The organism is Tahibacter sp. (genome assembly GCF_032229445.1).
Classification (GTDB): domain Bacteria; phylum Pseudomonadota; class Gammaproteobacteria; order Xanthomonadales; family Rhodanobacteraceae; genus Tahibacter.
This window is the reverse complement of the sequence record NZ_JAVTWC010000005.1, coordinates 19811-36357: the sequence shown is the minus strand read 5'-3', so window position 1 is coordinate 36357 and position 16547 is coordinate 19811. Positions and strand designations below refer to the sequence as shown.

14 protein-coding genes are annotated in these 16547 nt (G+C 65.0%); 8 read left to right on the top strand and 6 right to left on the bottom strand.

Features of this window, described 5'->3' with window-relative positions; genetic code table 11:
- The first annotated feature begins 113 nt into the window (after window positions 1-113).
- From RUU78_RS00755 to RUU78_RS00740, 4 genes are read left to right on the top strand one after another with little or no spacing between them, the layout of a single operon-like run.
- A complete protein-coding gene (locus RUU78_RS00755) occupies window positions 114-374 on the top strand; it encodes a YfhL family 4Fe-4S dicluster ferredoxin (RefSeq protein WP_313912686.1) in 261 nt (86 codons plus the stop codon).
- A gap of 20 nt (window positions 375-394) precedes the next feature.
- The gene (gene ggt, locus RUU78_RS00750) at window positions 395-2059 is read left to right on the top strand and encodes a gamma-glutamyltransferase (protein ID WP_313912684.1); all 1665 of its coding nucleotides are present in this window, start codon (window positions 395-397) and stop codon (window positions 2057-2059) included.
- Window positions 2060-2073: 14 nt separating this feature from the next.
- Window positions 2074-2934, top strand: coding sequence for an MBL fold metallo-hydrolase (locus tag RUU78_RS00745; protein WP_313912682.1), 861 nt, complete (start codon window positions 2074-2076; stop codon window positions 2932-2934).
- Window positions 2935-2949: 15 nt separating this feature from the next.
- Complete coding sequence (locus RUU78_RS00740; protein ID WP_313912680.1) at window positions 2950-3453, top strand: DUF4920 domain-containing protein; 504 nt, start codon at window positions 2950-2952, stop codon at window positions 3451-3453.
- A 23-nt stretch (window positions 3454-3476) separates the two neighbouring features.
- Here the strand turns inward: RUU78_RS00740 and RUU78_RS00735 are convergent, their stop codons facing one another.
- Window positions 3477-4025 carry an NUDIX hydrolase gene (locus RUU78_RS00735; protein ID WP_313912679.1) on the bottom strand — a complete coding sequence of 183 codons (549 nt, stop codon included), beginning with the start codon at window positions 4023-4025 and terminating at the stop codon, window positions 3477-3479.
- A 92-nt stretch (window positions 4026-4117) separates the two neighbouring features.
- Between RUU78_RS00735 and RUU78_RS00730 the strand changes: the two genes are divergently transcribed.
- Window positions 4118-5635 (top strand): hypothetical protein, encoded by a 1518-nt coding sequence (locus tag RUU78_RS00730; protein WP_313912677.1) that lies wholly within the window; start codon window positions 4118-4120, stop codon window positions 5633-5635.
- A 36-nt stretch (window positions 5636-5671) separates the two neighbouring features.
- Here RUU78_RS00730 and RUU78_RS00725 read toward each other — a convergent pair whose 3' ends face one another.
- Window positions 5672-6559, bottom strand: coding sequence for a 5'-3' exonuclease H3TH domain-containing protein (locus RUU78_RS00725; protein ID WP_313912675.1), 888 nt, complete (start codon window positions 6557-6559; stop codon window positions 5672-5674).
- A 1-nt stretch (window position 6560) separates the two neighbouring features.
- A complete protein-coding gene (locus RUU78_RS00720) occupies window positions 6561-7130 on the bottom strand; it encodes a nitroreductase (protein WP_313912674.1) in 570 nt (189 codons plus the stop codon).
- Window positions 7131-7229: 99 nt separating this feature from the next.
- On the opposite strand from RUU78_RS00720, the gene RUU78_RS00715 reads away from it, so the two are divergent.
- The 3 genes from RUU78_RS00715 (at window position 7230) to RUU78_RS00705 (ending at window position 10162) form a co-directional block, all read left to right on the top strand.
- Window positions 7230-8360 carry a Re/Si-specific NAD(P)(+) transhydrogenase subunit alpha gene (locus RUU78_RS00715; protein ID WP_313912673.1) on the top strand — a complete coding sequence of 377 codons (1131 nt, stop codon included), beginning with the start codon at window positions 7230-7232 and terminating at the stop codon, window positions 8358-8360.
- Between the two features lie 69 nt (window positions 8361-8429).
- On the top strand, window positions 8430-8726 hold the full coding sequence (locus tag RUU78_RS00710; protein WP_313912671.1) for an NAD(P) transhydrogenase subunit alpha: 297 nt from the start codon (window positions 8430-8432) through the stop codon (window positions 8724-8726).
- On the top strand, window positions 8726-10162 hold the full coding sequence (locus RUU78_RS00705) for an NAD(P)(+) transhydrogenase (Re/Si-specific) subunit beta (protein ID WP_313912669.1): 1437 nt from the start codon (window positions 8726-8728) through the stop codon (window positions 10160-10162). The genes RUU78_RS00710 and RUU78_RS00705 overlap by 1 nt, the downstream gene beginning before the upstream one ends.
- Before the next feature lie 440 nt (window positions 10163-10602).
- On the opposite strand, the gene RUU78_RS00700 is transcribed toward RUU78_RS00705, so the two are convergent.
- From RUU78_RS00700 to RUU78_RS00690, 3 genes are all read right to left on the bottom strand, one after another.
- On the bottom strand, window positions 10603-11577 hold the full coding sequence (locus RUU78_RS00700) for an aspartyl/asparaginyl beta-hydroxylase domain-containing protein (protein WP_313912667.1): 975 nt from the start codon (window positions 11575-11577) through the stop codon (window positions 10603-10605).
- Window positions 11578-11644: 67 nt separating this feature from the next.
- The gene (locus tag RUU78_RS00695; RefSeq protein ID WP_313912665.1) at window positions 11645-13471 is read right to left on the bottom strand and encodes a sulfotransferase; all 1827 of its coding nucleotides are present in this window, start codon (window positions 13469-13471) and stop codon (window positions 11645-11647) included.
- Between the two features lie 139 nt (window positions 13472-13610).
- Window positions 13611-16484 (bottom strand): TonB-dependent receptor, encoded by a 2874-nt coding sequence (locus tag RUU78_RS00690; RefSeq protein WP_313912663.1) that lies wholly within the window; start codon window positions 16482-16484, stop codon window positions 13611-13613.
- Window positions 16485-16547: the final 63 nt, after the last annotated feature.

The window sequence follows — 16547 nt, the reverse complement described above, 5'->3', positions numbered from 1 at the left end:
GCCCGCGGCGGGTGCCGTGGCGGGCCCACCACACCCGATTATATCAATCCCGGCCGCCCCCCCCCGCGGCGCGCCCGCGCGGGGGGGGGGGGGGGGGGCCCCGACCGGCCCCCATGGCACTGAAAATCACCGAACTCTGCGTCAATTGCGACGTCTGCGAGCCGGTCTGCCCGAACAAGGCGATCTCGATGGGGCCGGAGATCTACGAGATCGCCCCCGCGCGCTGCACCGAATGCGTCGGCCATTACGACGTGCCGCAGTGCATTGAGGTCTGCCCGGTCGAATGCATATTCGTGGATCCGGCGCACGCGGAAAGCCGCGCTGAATTGCTCGGCAAATACGCGGAACTGACATCAATGGAGAAGACGGCGTGATTCCAGGAAAACGCGGCGCGTTGAGTGCAGTTCTGCTGATGGCGGTGCTGATTCCGGCTGCGTTTGCGATGGCTGCCGACAAGCCCGGCAAGGCAGTGATAGCGAGCGCGCACAAGCTCGCTACCGAAGCCGGCTTCGAAGTGCTAGCGGCTGGCGGCAATGCCTTCGATGCGGCTGTCGCGGTCAGCGCCGCGTTGTCGGTCGTCGAACCGCAGAGCTCGGGCATCGGCGGCGGTGCTTTTTTCCTGATCCACCGGGCCAGCGACGGCAAGCAGGTACTGGTGGATGCGCGCGAAACCGCGCCCGCCGCAACCGATGCGAAGCAATATCTCGACGCCAAGGGCGAGCTGGATCGCGACAAGTCGGTCAACGGACCGCTGGCCGCCGGCATTCCCGGCGAGGCCGCTGCGCTGGCCTTCGTCGCCGAGCACTACGGCAAACTGCCGCTGAAGAAATCGCTCGCGCCGGCCATCCGTCTGGCGCGCGAAGGTTTCGCGCCGGATGCGCGCAGCCTCATGTTCCTCGGTCTGCGCAAGGACGTGATCGCACGCGACCGCGGCGCGTCCGCCCTGTTCCTGCCGAACGGCGAAGTGCCCAAACAGGGCTGGATCCTGAAGAATCCTGATCTCGCACGCACGCTGGAACTCATCGCCGACAAGGGCCATGACGGTTTCTACAAAGGCGAATTTGCAAAAACGCTGGTCGCCGGCATCGCCAGGATGGGCGGCAACTGGAGTCTCGAGGACCTGGCGGGCTACCGGGTACGCGAACGCGAGCCCATCGTGTTTCCGTACCGCGGCCACACTATCGTGACTGCGCCGCCGCCGTCCTCGGGCGGCATAGCGCTGGCCGAGATGCTCAACATCCTGCAGGGCTACGACCTGGCCAAGCTCGATCGCGTCGCACGCACACACCTCGTCGTCGAGGCGATGCGTCGCGCCTACCGCGATCGCGCCGAATATCTCGGCGATCCGGATTTCGTGAAGATGCCCGTCGCCGAGCTGACCAGCCCGCTATACGCGGCCGGCCTGCGCGCCTCGATCCACCCGAAGAAGGCCACTCCCAGCGATAGCCTGCCGGGATTCATGGCGCCGGTGCAGGGTACCGACACCACGCATTTCTCCATCATCGACGCCGACGGCAATCTCGCCGCGGTGACGCAGACCGTGAACCTGCCTTACGGCGCTGCGGTCGTCGTGCCTGGCACGGGATTTCTGCTCAACAATGAAATGGACGATTTCGCCCTCAAGGCCGGCGTGCCGAACGCCTACGGCCTGGTCGGCGGTGACGCGAACGCGCCCAAGCCCGGCCGCCGGCCGCTGTCGTCGATGACGCCGACCTTCGTGATCGGCCCTGAGCGCACGCTCGTGATCGGCACGCCCGGCGGCAGCCGCATCATCACGATGGTGCTCGAAGGCATCCTCGCCTGGTTCGACGGCGAGGCGCCGCAGCAGGTCGTCGACAACAAGCGTTTCCATCATCAGTTCCTGCCCGACGTGATCTCGATCGAGAAGGACACGTTCACCCTCGACCAGCGCAAGGCGTTGCAGGAGATGGGGCATACCCTGAGCGAAGGCGAGAGGCCCTGGGGTTTCATGAATGCGGTGGACTGGAACCGCAAGTCCGGCGAGATGCGCGGCGGCAGCGATTCGCGCGGCGTGTCGGGTACGGCGCTGGTCAAATAGTTGCGGAGCAGGTGATGAAGCTGTGGTCTCTGATGGGCAATTCGCAAAAGCTGGACGGCGGCGCGATGTTCGGCAACGTGCCGCGGCCGATGTGGGAAAAGTGGATAGTTCCGGATGTTGACAACCGCATCCCGCTGGCCTGCCGCTGTCTGCTCGTCGACGATCTAGACGGCAAGCGCGTACTGTTCGAAACCGGCATCGGCGCGTTCTTCGAGCCGAAGCTGAAGGAACGCTTCGGCGTGGTGGAAAGCACGCATGTGCTGCTCGATTCGCTGGCACGTGCCGGTTTTGGCGACGCGGACATCGACGCGGTCGTGCTCTCGCACCTGCATTTCGATCATGCTGGTGGCCTGCTCGCGGCGTATGAAGAGGGCCAGCCGCCGCGCCTGCTGTTCCCGAATGCCAGATATCTGGTTAGCCGCGAATGCTGGGAGCGCGCGCTGGCGCCGCATGCGCGGGATCGCGCTTCGTTCATCGCCGAACTACAGCCGCTGCTGGAAGCGTCCGGGCGGCTCGAAATCGTCGACGGCGAGTATTCGCAGACCCTGGGCCGCTCCGTGCGCTTCAGCTATAGCGCCGGCCACACGCCGGGCCTGATGCTGGCGGAGATCGGCGGCGACGGCGGCGTGGTGTTCTGCGCCGACCTGATTCCGGGGCGTCCCTGGGTGCACCTGCCGGTGACGATGGGCTATGACCGCTATCCGGAAATGCTCATCGACGAGAAGAAGCGTTTCCTCGACGACAAACTTGCGCGCGGCGTGCGCCTGTTCTTTACCCATGACACGCAGTGCGCGCTCGCGACCGTCGTGCGCGACCAGAAAGGCAAGTTCGGCACTACCAACGAGCTGGGCGAACTCGTCGCTCTGGCCGCCTGAAGACGGAGGGAAATGATGAACAAGTGGATCATTGCAGGAATGGTCATGGCGCTTGCCGTTGCGGTGCACGCGCATGAAGGCGGTCACGGCGACCACGCGCCGATGGCCGGCCACGAAGCGACGCCTGCCGGCCCCACGCCGATCGCGACGGGCAATGGCGGCGCCTACTACGGCGCGCCCATGCCCAAGTCCGATCCGCTGCTGATCTCGCAGGCGGCGCAGAAGCCCGAAGCGCATACCGCGGCACCGCAGGCATTCAAGGGCCGCATCACCGAGGTTTGCCAGAACAAGGGTTGCTGGCTCGTGCTGGAAGACAACGGCGCGTTCGCGCGCGTATTCATGAGCGGGCACAGCTTCAGCGTGCCGAAAGATGCGCGCAGCACGGCGATCGTCTACGGCACACTCAGCGTGAAGCAGCTCGATCCCAAGGAAATCGAACATCTCGCGAGCGAAGGCAGCAAGCCGCAACCGCAGGAGTTGCAGATCGACGCGACGTCAGTGTGGATCGCAGGCGGCTGATCCGTGCCCGCTACGAGGCCGGCTCAGCCGGCCTCGCAGGTAAAAAGCGCCGAGCCGTGTTCGAGGAAATACAGGCCCGCAAACAGCTTTGGATCGATCGAATAGCCCTCGGCGATCTTGCGGCACAGCCACTGTGCCGCCCCGGCGCGCGGTACCTCGTGTACCTGGATGTCCTCGCCCGCCACACCGCCGCCCGCATGTTCGCGCCGCAGATCCCAGGCGCGCGCGAATGCGATGGTTTCGGTGCTCATGCCCGAGGAGCTCGGCCCGGTCATGTAGTAGTCGATGCGGCCGCAGGCATAGCCGGTTTCTTCCAGCAATTCGCGCCGCGCGGCATCGAGCAGATGCTCGCTTTCCTTGCCGGGCTCGTCGCCGATGAGCCCGGCGGGCATTTCGATGGCACGCGCACGGATCGCCTCGCGCCATTGTTCGACGAACACCACCTTGTCGTCCGGCGTGAGCGCGATGACGATGACGGCCCCTCCGGGGGAGGTGCGTTCGGCATATTCCCAGCGTCCGCGTCGGCACAGGCGCAGCCAGCGTCCGTTGAAAAGAACCTCGGTTTCGTCCATCGTTCCCTGTTCTCCGCCGTTTGACCACCGGAACCTATCCCGTTTTGCGGTGGTCTGTGGCCGGCCTCCTTTCGATCTTCCGGACTTTCCGCATGAAAATTCAAGCCCTTGCTTATGCCGTACTGGCCGTCTGCGGACTGTCGGCGGCCAGCGCTGCCGAGCCGGCGACCAAGCCGGCCGCGCCCGCCACCCCGGCCGTACCCAAGGCCGCCGCAGCCGATACGCCCGATGCCGCGCGCATGCGCGCGGCGGAAAAACTCACCGAACAGCAGATCAAATCCACCACCAACCGCGAAGCGCTGTCGCGCCTGGCCCAGTTCTATAACGGCCGCGACCTGCAGCGTTTCATCTGGGCGATGCAGCGGCTGGTCGAGCTCTACCCGAATTCGGGCGCGCTGCGCTTGCAGCTGGCCGCGGTCTACGCGGGGCAGGGCGACAAGAGCAGCACCTACGATACGTTGCTCAAGATGCAGAATCTCGGTTTCGCCTATTCCGTCGGCAACGACCCGCGCTTCGAGAAAGTACGCGGTACCAAGGTCTGGGAATACGCGGTAGCCAATCTCAACGCCAACGCGCAGCCCTTTGGCGAAGGCAAGGTCGCCTATCAGCTGCCGGCCGGCGACCGGTTGCTCGAGGCCATGGCCTGGGACGCCCGTCGTAAGCAGCTGCTCGTCGGCAGTGCGCGCGAAGGCGCGATCTATCGCGTCGGCAGCGATGGGAAGCTCAGTGATTTCATCAAGCCCGATGCGGCTTCGGGCCTCTACAGCGTGCTCGACATGAAGGCCGACGCGGCCAACGACGCGCTCTGGGTCGCCAGCTATGGTGCTCCGGTCTACAAGACCTATACGGCCGACATCGTCGACCAGTCCTACCTGCTCAAGTACAGCCTTTCCAGCGGCAAGCTGCTCGGCAAATATTCGATCGGCGACAAGACGGGCCATCTGTTCGGCTTCGTCGCCGTGGCTGGTGACGGCCGCACCTATGTGGCCGATCCGGCGCGGCGGGAGATCTACAAGCTCGACGGTGACAAGCTCGTGCTGGTCGCGAGCAACCCGTCGTTGACCGGCATCAGCGGGCTCACGGTTTCGGCCGACGGGCGGAATCTCTATTTCGCGGATCCGGCGCTGGGTCTGTTCGGCGTGGATCTTTCGACGACCACGCCATTTGGCATCGGCCATTCGACGGATAGCCTTGTCGTAGGCGGCGTGTCTTCGCTGTTCTGGTACGACGGCAGCCTCGTCGTCGTGCAGGACAACATGGTGCCGCAGCGCGTGATGCGCCTGAAGCTGGACAAGGGCGGCCGCAACGTGGTTTCGGCCATGCCGCTGGACGCGGCCAAGCCGGAGTTCAGTCTGCTCGGCAACGGCGCGGTCGCCGGCGACGATTTCTACTTCGTCGTCAACAGCCAGCGCGATCTTTACGACAGCCACGGCGTGCTGACGGACGAAAAGGCGCTGCAGCCGGTAAAGATATACAAGAGCAACTTGCGCTTCGCCTGGGATCAGCCGGGCATTTCCGCGGCGCTCAAGCCGATTCCCACCTCCGCTGAATCCAAGGTGCGTTTCGAGCAGCCGGCGGCGGAAAAACCCAAGGCCGACGACAAGCAATAAAGACAATCCCGGGCCGCGTCAGCGGCCCGGCTGCTTTCAGGCCAGCGCGCGCATACGCGCGCGCGTCAGGGGTCCGAAGCGCAACTGCTCGATCAGTCCGTCCACAGCGGCCAGGTCCGGCCTGCCGCAGGCAAAGCTCGACGCGTCCAGCGGTACCGGGCAGTCGCACGCGATGCCGGTAAGGCTGCGGCTCAGGCGCGCGAGCGCGGAGCCGGCCTTGAGCTTGACGTAGGCAGCGGCGGCGCCGCGGAAGCGCAGGAACGGAATTTCCTCGATGCGCGCATAGATCGTGTCGAGACTGCCGAAATGCGCGAGCAGGACCGCCGCGGTCTTGGCGCCGATCCCGGCGACTCCCGGAATGTTGTCGATCGCATCGCCGGTCAGCGCAAGATAGTCGGCCACCTGATGCGGGTGCACGCCGAGACGCTCTTTCACGCCCGCGCTGTCCCAGCGCAGGTTCTTGGAGAAATCCCAGATTTCGTCATGCTCGCCGACGAGCTGGCCGAAGTCCTTGTCAGCCGAGACGATGACGGCGCGGAACTGCTGCGGGCGCAGCGCGTGCACGACGCTGCCGATCAGGTCATCGGCCTCGAAGCTCAGGTCCGACAGCACGCGCAGTCCGAGCGCGGCGGCGACGCGCTGGCAATAGGCAAACTGCAGTTTGAGTTCTTCCGGCGGCAGTTCGCGATTAGCCTTGTATTCCGGATAGATCGCGTTGCGGAATGAACTGGTCAGCGATTCGTCGAAGGCGACGCCGCAGTGCGACGGTCGCGCGCGTTCGAGCAGGTCGAGAAGGAAGCGCGTGAAGCCGTAGACGGCGTTGACCGGCTTGCCGTCGACGTCGAAGAACTCTGCCGGCACAGAATGCCAGGCGCGGAATACGTAGAGGCTCGCATCGACGAGGTGGACGGTTTGCTGACTCACCTCAGCCCTGCCATTCGCTGACCAGGCCGTCCGTGTCCGGACGCAGGCGCTCGGGCGCCGGCTCGCGCGCGGTACCGATGTGTATGAAGCCGACCACGCGTTCGTTCGCCGTCACGCCCAGCGCATCGCGGATGGTCGAATCGTACGCGGCCCAGCCGGTCAGCCATTGCGCGCCGTAGCCGAGCTGCTGCGCGCCGAGCAGCAGGTTGTAAGCGACGCAACCGGCGGTCAGGAGCTGTTCCTGCGCGGGTATCTTGGAATGCGACTCCTCGATGCGCGCGACCACGGTTACGATCAGCGGCGCGAAACTGAAGCGGTCGCGGTCCTTTTCGACGACGGCCGGTGAGGCATCCGGATTGTTCGCCAGTGTGGTTTGCGCGAGCAGGTCGCCGAGACGCCGGCGCGCATCACCGCGGATCAGGATGAAACGCCAGGGAACCAGCTTGCCATGATCGGGCACGCGCACGGCGGCTTCGAGCAGTGCGCGCAATTCGGCCGGACTCGGGCCGGGTTCGCCGAGCTGGCGCGAAGGCGTGGAACGGCGGTCGTTGAGGAGTTTCAATGCGGACATAGGGAGATTGGCCATAAGAGGACGCGAGTCTAGCAAGCCGGCTTACCACGGATACCTTCATGGGCTAGGATGCCGGGGCTTGGTATCGGGGAGTGGCACATGGCGGTGAATGTCGCGGTAGTTCGCGAGACGAGTTCCAACGAGCGCCGGGTCGCGCTGACGCCCGAGGTCGCAAAGAAGCTCAAGGGCAAGGGCGCGACGGTTCTGATCCATAGCGGCGCCGGCGATCCGGCCAGCTTTCCCGATGCCAGCTACAAGGACGCCGAAATCGTCGGCGATGCGGCGGCGACGCTGGCCCGCGCCGACGTGCTGTTCAAGGTGCAGCCGCCGACGCTTGAGGAAATCGCCCAGCTGCGCGAAGGCAGCGTCGTCGTGAGTCTGCTCGCCCCGCATCTGGCGCCGGAACGCACGCGCGCCCTGCGTGACCGCAGGATCACGGCGTTCGCGATGGAGCTGCTGCCGCGCACGACGCGCGCGCAGGCCATGGACGTGTTGTCTTCCCAGGCCGGCGTGGCCGGCTACAAGGCCGTGCTGATCGCGGCCGAGGCCTCGCCGAAGTTCTTCCCGATGCTGACCACCGCGGCCGGCACTATTCGCCCATCCAAGGTACTGATCGTCGGTGCCGGCGTGGCCGGCCTGCAGGCGATCGCAACGGCGCGCCGGCTTGGCGCCCAGGTCGAAGGCTTCGACGTGCGGCCGGAAACCAAGGAACAGATCGAATCGCTCGGCGCCAAATTCCTCGACCTCGGCGTCAGCGCCGCGGGCAGCGGCGGGTACGCGCGCGAGCTGACCGCGGAAGAGCGCGAGCAGCAGCAAAAGGCGCTCGGAGAGCACCTCAAGGGCATCGATGTGATCGTGACGACCGCCGCCGTGCCCGGACGCAAGGCGCCGCGTATCATCTCCGCAGCCATGGTCGAGGGCATGAAGCCCGGTGCCGTGATCGTCGACATCGCGGCAGAGACGGGCGGCAATGTGGAATTGTCCGAAGCCGGCAAGAGCGTGGTCACCGCCAACGGCGTGACTATCATCGGCCCAGTCAACCTCGCCGCCAGCGCGCCGATCCATGCCAGCGAGATGTATTCGCGCAATCTCTACAATTTCATCGAACTCAGCCTCAAGGACGGCGCGCTGACCCTGGACTGGGACGATGAACTCATCGCCAAGACCTGCCTCACCCATGCCGGCGAGATCCGCCATGAGCCGACGCGGCAACTGGTGGACGGCGCATGAGCCCGACCGCCGCAATACCGTTCCCGGCACCGGCCGGGACCATGAGCCACGCGTATCCGGGGAATCGACATGATCAGCGGTGAAATCGCCCTCTATCTTTTCATGCTGGCCGCGTTCACCGGCCACGAGATCATCAGCCGCGTGCCGGTGATCCTGCATACCCCGCTGATGTCGGGTTCCAATTTCGTGCACGGGATCGTGCTGGTCGGCGCGATGATCGCGCTCGGCGAGGCGACCACGGTCACGCAGCAGGTGATCGGCTTCATCGGCGTCTTCCTCGGCGCGGGCAACGCCGCCGGCGGCTACGTCGTGACCGAACGCATGCTGGAAATGTTCAAGTCCAGCAAGAAGGAAGGAGCGAAGTAATGGACAAGGCGGCGCTCCTTTACTACGCGGTCCAGGCCAGCTATTTCGCGGCGGCGGTGCTGTTCATTCTCGGCATCAAGCGCATGTCCTCGCCGGTCACCGCGCGCAGCGGCATCCAGTGGGCCGGCATCGGCATGCTGGTCGCGACGGTCGCGACGTTCCTGCACGGCAAGGTGCTTACGCAGAACGAGCACATGATGACCAACCTGCTGCTGATGGTGCTCGGCATCGGCATCAGCTCGGCTTTCGCGTGGATTTCGGGCAAGAAGGTCGCGATGACCGACATGCCGCAGATGGTCGCGCTGTACAACGGCATGGGCGGCGGTTCTGCCGCGGCGATCGGCGCATCGGCGCTGATCGGTGCGGCGACGCACCCCGAGCATCATTCGCTGACGGCTGCGCAGACCACCCTGGCTGTGATCGGTGCGCTGATCGGCTCGATCTCGTTCACCGGTTCGCTGATCGCGTTCGCGAAGCTGCAGGGCTGGATGGACAAGACCTTCCGTTTCGCCGGCCAGCAAGCCGTGAACGGACTGTTCTTCCTGTCAGCCGTGGGTCTGGGCGCGGCGCTGGTATTCCAGCTCGACACCACGGTCATCATTGCGTTCTTCGCCGTCTCGCTGCTGTTCGGCGTGCTGATGACGCTGCCGATCGGCGGCGCGGACATGCCGGTCGTGATTTCGCTGTACAACGCGTTCACCGGCCTTGCGGTCGCGTTCGAAGGTTACGTGCAGGGCAATGTCGCGCTGATCATTGCCGGCACCGTGGTCGGTGCGGCCGGCACGCTGCTCACGCGTCTGATGGCCAAGGCGATGAACCGCTCGATCAGCAACGTGCTGTTCTCCAATTTCGGCAGCAGCGGCGGCCCCGCTACGGAAATCGCCGGTTCGATGAAGCCGATCGAGGCGGGCGACGCGGCATCGCTGCTGTACATGGCCGAGAAGGTCATCATCGTGCCGGGCTACGGCATGGCCGTGGCCCAGGCGCAACACAAGATCTGGGAGCTGTCGCAGCAGCTGATCAAGCGCGACAAGACGGTGAAGTTCGCGATCCATCCGGTTGCCGGACGCATGCCCGGACACATGAATGTGCTGCTCGCCGAGGCCGGCGTTCCGTACGACCTCATCGCCGACATGGAAGACATCAATCCGGAATTCGGCACCTGCGATGTCGCCATCGTGATCGGCGCGAACGACGTGGTGAACCCGGTTGCCAAGACCGACAAGTCCTCGCCGATCTACGGCATGCCGATCCTCGACGTCATCAATGCGCGCCAGGTCATCGTCATCAAGCGTGGTAAGGGCGCCGGCTTCGCCGGCATCGAGAATGCGCTGTTCTATGCCGACAACTGCCGCATGCTGTATGCGGACGGCCAGGAAGCGGCAAATCGCCTGATCGCCGAGCTCAAGGGCATCGATTCGGGCGGCGGACACTAGGGCAGGTCCGAGCAGGCCCTGGGACTACCTTTCCGGTACGCCGCACCAGATCTTCACAACCCGCCAAACGCCTGCTGAGCAGGCGCTTGGTCGTTCGGGTCCGCTGGGCGTTCAGAGTGCGCAGAACCTGCGGTTCTGGGCCGATCGCTCTTCGCGCCGTCGACTCAAGGTGGCGCTGCGGAATCGAAGGCAATTGTCAGAGGTCCCTGGTTGTCATTGACCAGCCGAAGGCGGCTCGCTTGCCAGGGCACCGTGGCGCTTGCTGCGTAACGGGCCGGTAGCGTGGGCTATCGGTTCGAATCCGCAGCGGTGTTGTGCGCGCCCCGTGATTCGGACCTTCTCTTGCTATCAGACCGTTACGGGTCGCAGGCGCGAAATGATGGTAGCGGACATCTTTTATTGCTGCCTGCACGCGCGCGTGTCCGCGATGCTGAACAACCTCAGGCCATCGCGCCGGAGCGCTCGTCGGCCTTGCCTGTGGCGACATCGTCGGCTACGGCAACCAGGCCGACCAGTGACGCGATCGCGCGCATCATCGGCAGACCGTTCTGCAGGCGCATGCCCTGGCACAGTCCTTCGGCTTCGCGCATGAAGCGTGTCATGCGCGCGCGGTAGTCGGACCACCCGGCTTCGTCTTCGCCGTGCCAGGCCCACAGTGCACGCCAGTCGCGGCCGAGCTGGCCGGCGAGCTGGTGAAGCTGGCCCAGGCGCGGATCCGGCACGGCTTCGTCGAGCACGAAGGTCATCTGCTCACGCAGCTCCCAGGGAGTCATCACCGTGGGCAGGTTGGTCGACTCGAAGCGGAGTGCGGGGCTCGCGACGTCGCCGGGGGCGACATGGGCTGCCTTCCACGGCGCCGCATGGCCGGGCACACGGCTGCGCGCGACGATGTCCCAGAAACCGCTGCCACCGACCGTGTCGGCGACGAGGTGGATGCGGGCGCGGTCTGCCGAATTGATGACTTTGTGGTTGCGCCAGGTGTCGAAGATCCAGCATTCGCCGGCCGCCATGTGAATGCGCTGGCCGCCGCAATGGAACGACACTTCGGGCTGGGTCACGATGGGGACATGAACTCGCATGTGGTCGCGCCAGTAGTAGTCGACGTCTACATGTGGCGTGACTTCGGCCTGGCCGGACAGGCGCATGAGGCGCGAACGGCCGAACACGGCCTGCAGGGAACCGAGCACCTCTCGCAGATAAGGCAGCTTTTGAAGATGCGGTGTCGGCCGCATGCAGCCGCGCACGTCGTCGTTGCCCGGGTCGCCGTCGGTGGCGATCAGGGGCAGCGCCGAATTGCCGGGGAATCCCTGCGGATGCGGCCGCCAGACCGACTCGCCCAGGGCATCGATCTCTGCGGCCAGGACCGCGGCATCGAAGGTCAGCGGCAACTGGATGAAGGGGTATTGGAGTTTCATGGCGACTACGCGGAACGGGAGGGGGTAACGGCCGGCGCGCGGTGCGCGGCCCTGGCTTGCGCGGCGATCACGGCGGTGCGTCCGATGTGGCGCCCGTCACTTCGGCATAGCCGAACTGGCTGACGTACGGTGCCAGCACAGAGGACGCCGGCTGCAGCCATTGCGCGTAGCGCTGCCAGCGGCCTATGCCCTTGCGGTTCACCGGTTCGACGACCTGATGATAGCTGGGCGTGCCGATATAGCCGCGCTTCGCCGCGTGTTCGTGGAACGCGACCATGCTTTCCGACCATTCCAGACCGAGGAATTCGCACAGACGACGCGAAAAGCCGGCGACATCGTCGACGACGTCCTCGTGGCGGGTCTGCAGCAGGTCCAGCTTGAACACGCCGGCGAACCTGTTCCAGGCGGTGAATGCGACGGCGTAGCCTTGCGCGGTCGAGTCGAGGCGCTCGCACATGCGCGCATAGGCCGGCGCGCGGAAGATCTGCATGTAGTTGCTGAGCACCACGTCGCGCGGATCGCGCAGCGCCAGGATGATCTTGGCGTTCGGAAACAGGCGATGGATCAGCGGCAGGCGGGTCATGCTCAGCGGATTCTTGTCGACGAGACGCTTGCCGGCTTCGGCCTGGCTGCGCTCGCGCACCTGTTTCCAGTAGTGCTCACGCAAGGCGTCGCAAGTCGCGTCGTCGAGCTTGCCCAGATCGCGCGGATAGTCATGGCCGCGCTCGCGTATCTGCTGCACGAGTTCATCGACGAACGGGCGTTCGTCCATGCAGCTGAGCTGTGGATGCGCATCGAGTATGGTTTCGAGCAGGGTGGTGCCCGAGCGCGGGAAACCAACGACGAAGATTGGCGACTCGGTGGCTGAAGGCGAGCTCACGCCCAACCAGCCGGCATAGTCCTGCGCGCTGACGTCGACCGGTGGCATGAGCATGGCGTCGAGTTCGGCCTGTGGCGCCAGCGAAGCGCGCAACTGCTGCATCTGCACAGCATGGCCCTGCTGCAGCCAGCTCATGGCCTGCGCCGCGTCCTGGCGCTTGTCGCTGATCTGCGCGAGCGCGAAGAACAGTTCCGGCCGGCGCAGCGCGATGCGCTCGTCGCGGACCAGGGTTTCGTAGATGGCATACGCTTCGTCAGCGTTGCCGCTGCGGCCAGCGATCTGAGCGCGAACGACGTCGATTTCTTCCTTGAGGTCATCGTTGCGCAAAGAAATGCGGGCAAGCAGGGCGCCCGCGTCGTCGACACGGTTGGTGCGCTCGAGGAAGGCGGCGCGTTTGGCCAGGATGCTTGCGTTGTCGGGCGCCTGGCGCTCGGCGAGTTCCAGCGCGTGGCCGGCGGTTTCCATGTCGCCGTTTTCCATGAGGGTCCAGGCAACATCGGCGAGTGCGTCCGGATTGCCGCGGGTCCAGTTGGCCCAGCCCTGCAGCAGCGCCGTCGCCTCGTCGGAGCGGCCGGCACGCTGGCAGGTGCGGGCGGTTTGCGCACGAAGTGTGGCGTCATCGGGCTGCAGCGCGAGCGCGGCTGACAGATGGACCGCCGCAATGTGGTTCAGCCCGGCCGCCGATTCGATAAGGCCGAGTTCGCGCAGCGGCTCGCATTGCTGCGGGTCGAGGGCAATGGATCGTTCGAGAGCGTGTCGGGCGGCCGCGGTGTTGTCGCGCGAACGCTCGAGATAGCCGAGATTGAGCCAATGTTCGGCGCGCTCGGGAAAAAGAGCGGTGAGCCGTTCGAAGATTGCCGCGGCTTCGTCGAGGCGGGTCTGCGCATCGAGGCTCATGGCCAGCAGCAGCAGCGCGCCTTCGTCCTGCGGATTTCTTGCCACGAGCTGGCGGCTGATCTGTTCGGCCCGGGCGAGGTCGCCCGTCTGTAGGGCCTGGAAACCGTTTTGGAGCATGGCGTGTGATCGTCGGTAGGTAACGTTGCAGTATGGCTGCGGCGTGCGATGGCGACAAGACAACCGGCGCGGCGTCAGAATGAAAAAGGCCGCGCGGCTTGCGCCGCGCGGCCTTCATACAACCGTCAAGCCTGAGTTCTTAGAACTTCACGCCGACGCGAGCCCAGTAGAAGCGGCCCACGGTGTCGTAGGTACGGGCGTCGGTATTGCTGTCGAAGCCGTACTGCCACAGCTGGTTGGGCTGCTTGTCGAACACGTTGTCCACACCGATTTCGAGATTGGTGTGCAGCGGTTCGATGTTGTAGCCGAACTGCAGGTTGTGATACGTCACGGCGCCCGAACGGAACGACTGGTCGGCTGCGCCGCCCGGGGTGATGACGGTGTAGCCATCGCCAGCCACCGACTGCGAACCGAAGCGGGTCGGACCGATGTAGCGTGCACGCCAGGACGCGTCGAACGCACCCAGATTCCACGCCACGCCAGCATAACCGCGCACGCGGGCGTAGTTGCCGTCGCCGCCCTGAGCCGAGGAAACGTACGAACCCGCGTTGTTGAACTGGGTCGAAACGTCGCCCTGGACCTTCTGAGCGTTGTACTTCGCAACGTAGGTGGCATCCAGCGAGAAGCGGAAGTTACCCCACGCGGTTTCCGGCAGGCGGTACTTGAAGCTCAGATCGATACCCGAGGTGTCGATGCGGCCCACGTTCTGCGTGCGGTTGTTGACGAAGTTGACGTCGCCCAGACCGGCGAGGTCACGCGTGAACAGGTTGCAGTAGTTACCGAAGTTGTAGCACTGGTTCAGGATCGTCTGCGTACCCAGCGTACCGATGGTGTCGGTCAGGTAGATGCGCCACACGTCGACGGAGGTCGAGAATCCTTCCAGCCAGGCCGGGTCATACACTGCACCGTAGGTGAAGGACTTACCCTGTTCCGGCAGCAGCAAATCGTTGGATCCTTGCAGCGCCTGGGTCTGCGCGGTGGTCTGCAGGAAGCCCGGGGTCAGGCCCGCACACGCCGGATTGCCAGCCTGGAAGCCGGTGCCGTCGCAGGGATCCTGGTACGTATCGGCCGACGGGGTCACGCCGCCGTACAGATCCGAGATCGTCGGGGAACGGAACACTTCGGCCACCGTGCCGCGCAGCAGCAGGTCGTCGATCGGACGCCATTCCACACCGATCTTCGAATTCGTCGTATCGCCGAATGCGGAGTAGTCGGAGTAGCGCGAGCCCAGCGTGAAGTTCAGCGACTTGGCCAGGAACACGTCACGCAGGACCGGGATGAACAGTTCCGCATAGAACTCACGGACGGAGAGTTCACCACTGTTCGGCGACGCGCACGCATCAGTCGAGGTCTGGCAGGTGCCGACGGCCGGATCGGTAATGATGGACGAGAAGTCCGGCTGGTAGTACTGGTAGTCCGAACGGTATTCGCCACCAAACGCGACGCTGAGGGCGCCGGCCGGAAGTTCGACGATTTCGCCGGTCAGGTTGAAGCGCGCGATCTTCTCATTGCTGTAGAAGTGCTTCTGCGGCGTCAGCGAGAGCTTGCGCAGCTCGTCGATGTTGGCGCGGCCGGCGGCGGTCTGGTTTTCCAGGCCGAGCAGGTTGATCGGCGTGCAGTTCGCGATGATCGAGGTCGCGGTGCCGCAGCGCGCCACACCGTTGGCGTCGATGAAGGACGGACCGACGGCGTTGCGCAGACCCGGCTTGAAGTAGTAGCCGGTGTTCTGCGTGTCCTGAGTCAGGCGCGCCCAGCTGATGCCGGCGTCCCAGGTCCAGGTGTCGCCGAAGCTGCCACGCAGACCCGTGTTGAACTGTTCCGACTGGGTCTGGAAGAAGCCGACGCGGTTGCCATCGAGCGACATGCGGATGCCGCCGGAGCTGACGTTCACGCCGAACGGGTTGTAGATGCTGTTCGCCGAGATGACTGCGCCCGAGTCTGCGCCGAGGATCAGCGGCAGCGGAGCCAGTTCGTAGTTCGAGCGGGTCTTGTTCGTGAAGGCTTCGATGTACGCTTCGACGTTGTCCGAGATGCGGTAGTTGCCCGCAGCGAACAGGCCGGCACGTTCCTGCGGGGTGCGCAGGATGTTGAACGGCGAGTAGTCGTAGGTGTCATTGCCCGGACCGGCGCCGACGTAGCAGCGGAAATCGGTGCCGGCGGTACCCGGACGATTGGCGATGCGGGTCACGGACACGTTGGCAGCTGCGCCGGGGCAGGCCAGGCCGAAGCTCGCGGCGACGGTACGCGGAATCACGTAGCGGCCGGTCGGGATGGAGCCCGAGCCGAGCGGGAAGATGTCGCCGAAGTAGTTGTACAGGGCCGGCTGCGAATATTCGCGATCGGCCGCGCTGACGGCGTCCTGACGGTTGTAGGTGACGCCGACAACCAGGCTGCCACGGTCGCTCGAATGGCCGATCGTCAGCGAGCCACCGGTGCGCTCGCCGTCGTCACGGTCGGAAACGCCGTAATCAAAGCTGGCTTCCATACCCTGGAAGTCGCGACGCGTGATGAAGTTGACCACGCCGCCGATTGCATCCGAACCGTAAACGGCAGAGGCGCCGTCCTTCAGGATTTCGATGCGCTCGACCATGTTGATGGGGATCGAGTTGACGTCGTTATAGAACACGCGCTGGCCGTTGATCAGCAGCAGCGTGCGCTGCGAGCCAAGACCGCGGAGCGAAACAGTGGAGGCACCAGAGCCACCGCCGTTGTTGACGCCCGGATTGGTTGCGGCGCCGGCGATCGAGGGGGCTTCCTGAAGCAGGTCGCCGATGGTGAGCTTGCCGGTCTTTTCGATAGCGGACTTGTCAATGACGAAGACCGGGCTCGAGGTTTCGAGATCGACGCGGCGGATGCGCGAACCGGTGACGACGATCGTCTCCAGCGTTTCGCCCTTGTCGCCACCTTCGTCTTGCGCGAAGGCCGGGGCAGCGGTGAGGCCTACAGCGGCCGCGGTGCCCATGTACAGGGCGTAGCGCACGGCGCGCAGAAGCTCATTGCGGTTTTGTCTCATTACACTCTCCAACGTCAGAGTTGTGACACAGATCGGGACTAGTACTTTCCTTCCTGGAAAAGG

Coding starts and splice junctions, on each gene's coding strand:
- RUU78_RS00735 (WP_313912679.1), bottom strand. CDS start 4,025: ATGGACGAAACCGAGGTTCTTTTCAACGGACGCTGGCTGCGCCTGTGC.
- RUU78_RS00700 (WP_313912667.1), bottom strand. CDS start 11,577: ATGAAACTCCAATACCCCTTCATCCAGTTGCCGCTGACCTTCGATGCC.
- RUU78_RS00740 (WP_313912680.1), top strand. CDS start 2,950: ATGAACAAGTGGATCATTGCAGGAATGGTCATGGCGCTTGCCGTTGCG.
- RUU78_RS00705 (WP_313912669.1), top strand. CDS start 8,726: ATGGACAAGGCGGCGCTCCTTTACTACGCGGTCCAGGCCAGCTATTTC.
- RUU78_RS00715 (WP_313912673.1), top strand. CDS start 7,230: ATGGCGGTGAATGTCGCGGTAGTTCGCGAGACGAGTTCCAACGAGCGC.
- RUU78_RS00720 (WP_313912674.1), bottom strand. CDS start 7,130: ATGTCCGCATTGAAACTCCTCAACGACCGCCGTTCCACGCCTTCGCGC.
- RUU78_RS00695 (WP_313912665.1), bottom strand. CDS start 13,471: ATGCTCCAAAACGGTTTCCAGGCCCTACAGACGGGCGACCTCGCCCGG.
- RUU78_RS00745 (WP_313912682.1), top strand. CDS start 2,074: ATGAAGCTGTGGTCTCTGATGGGCAATTCGCAAAAGCTGGACGGCGGC.
- RUU78_RS00755 (WP_313912686.1), top strand. CDS start 114: ATGGCACTGAAAATCACCGAACTCTGCGTCAATTGCGACGTCTGCGAG.
- RUU78_RS00690 (WP_313912663.1), bottom strand. CDS start 16,484: ATGAGACAAAACCGCAATGAGCTTCTGCGCGCCGTGCGCTACGCCCTG.
- RUU78_RS00710 (WP_313912671.1), top strand. CDS start 8,430: ATGATCAGCGGTGAAATCGCCCTCTATCTTTTCATGCTGGCCGCGTTC.
- RUU78_RS00730 (WP_313912677.1), top strand. CDS start 4,118: ATGAAAATTCAAGCCCTTGCTTATGCCGTACTGGCCGTCTGCGGACTG.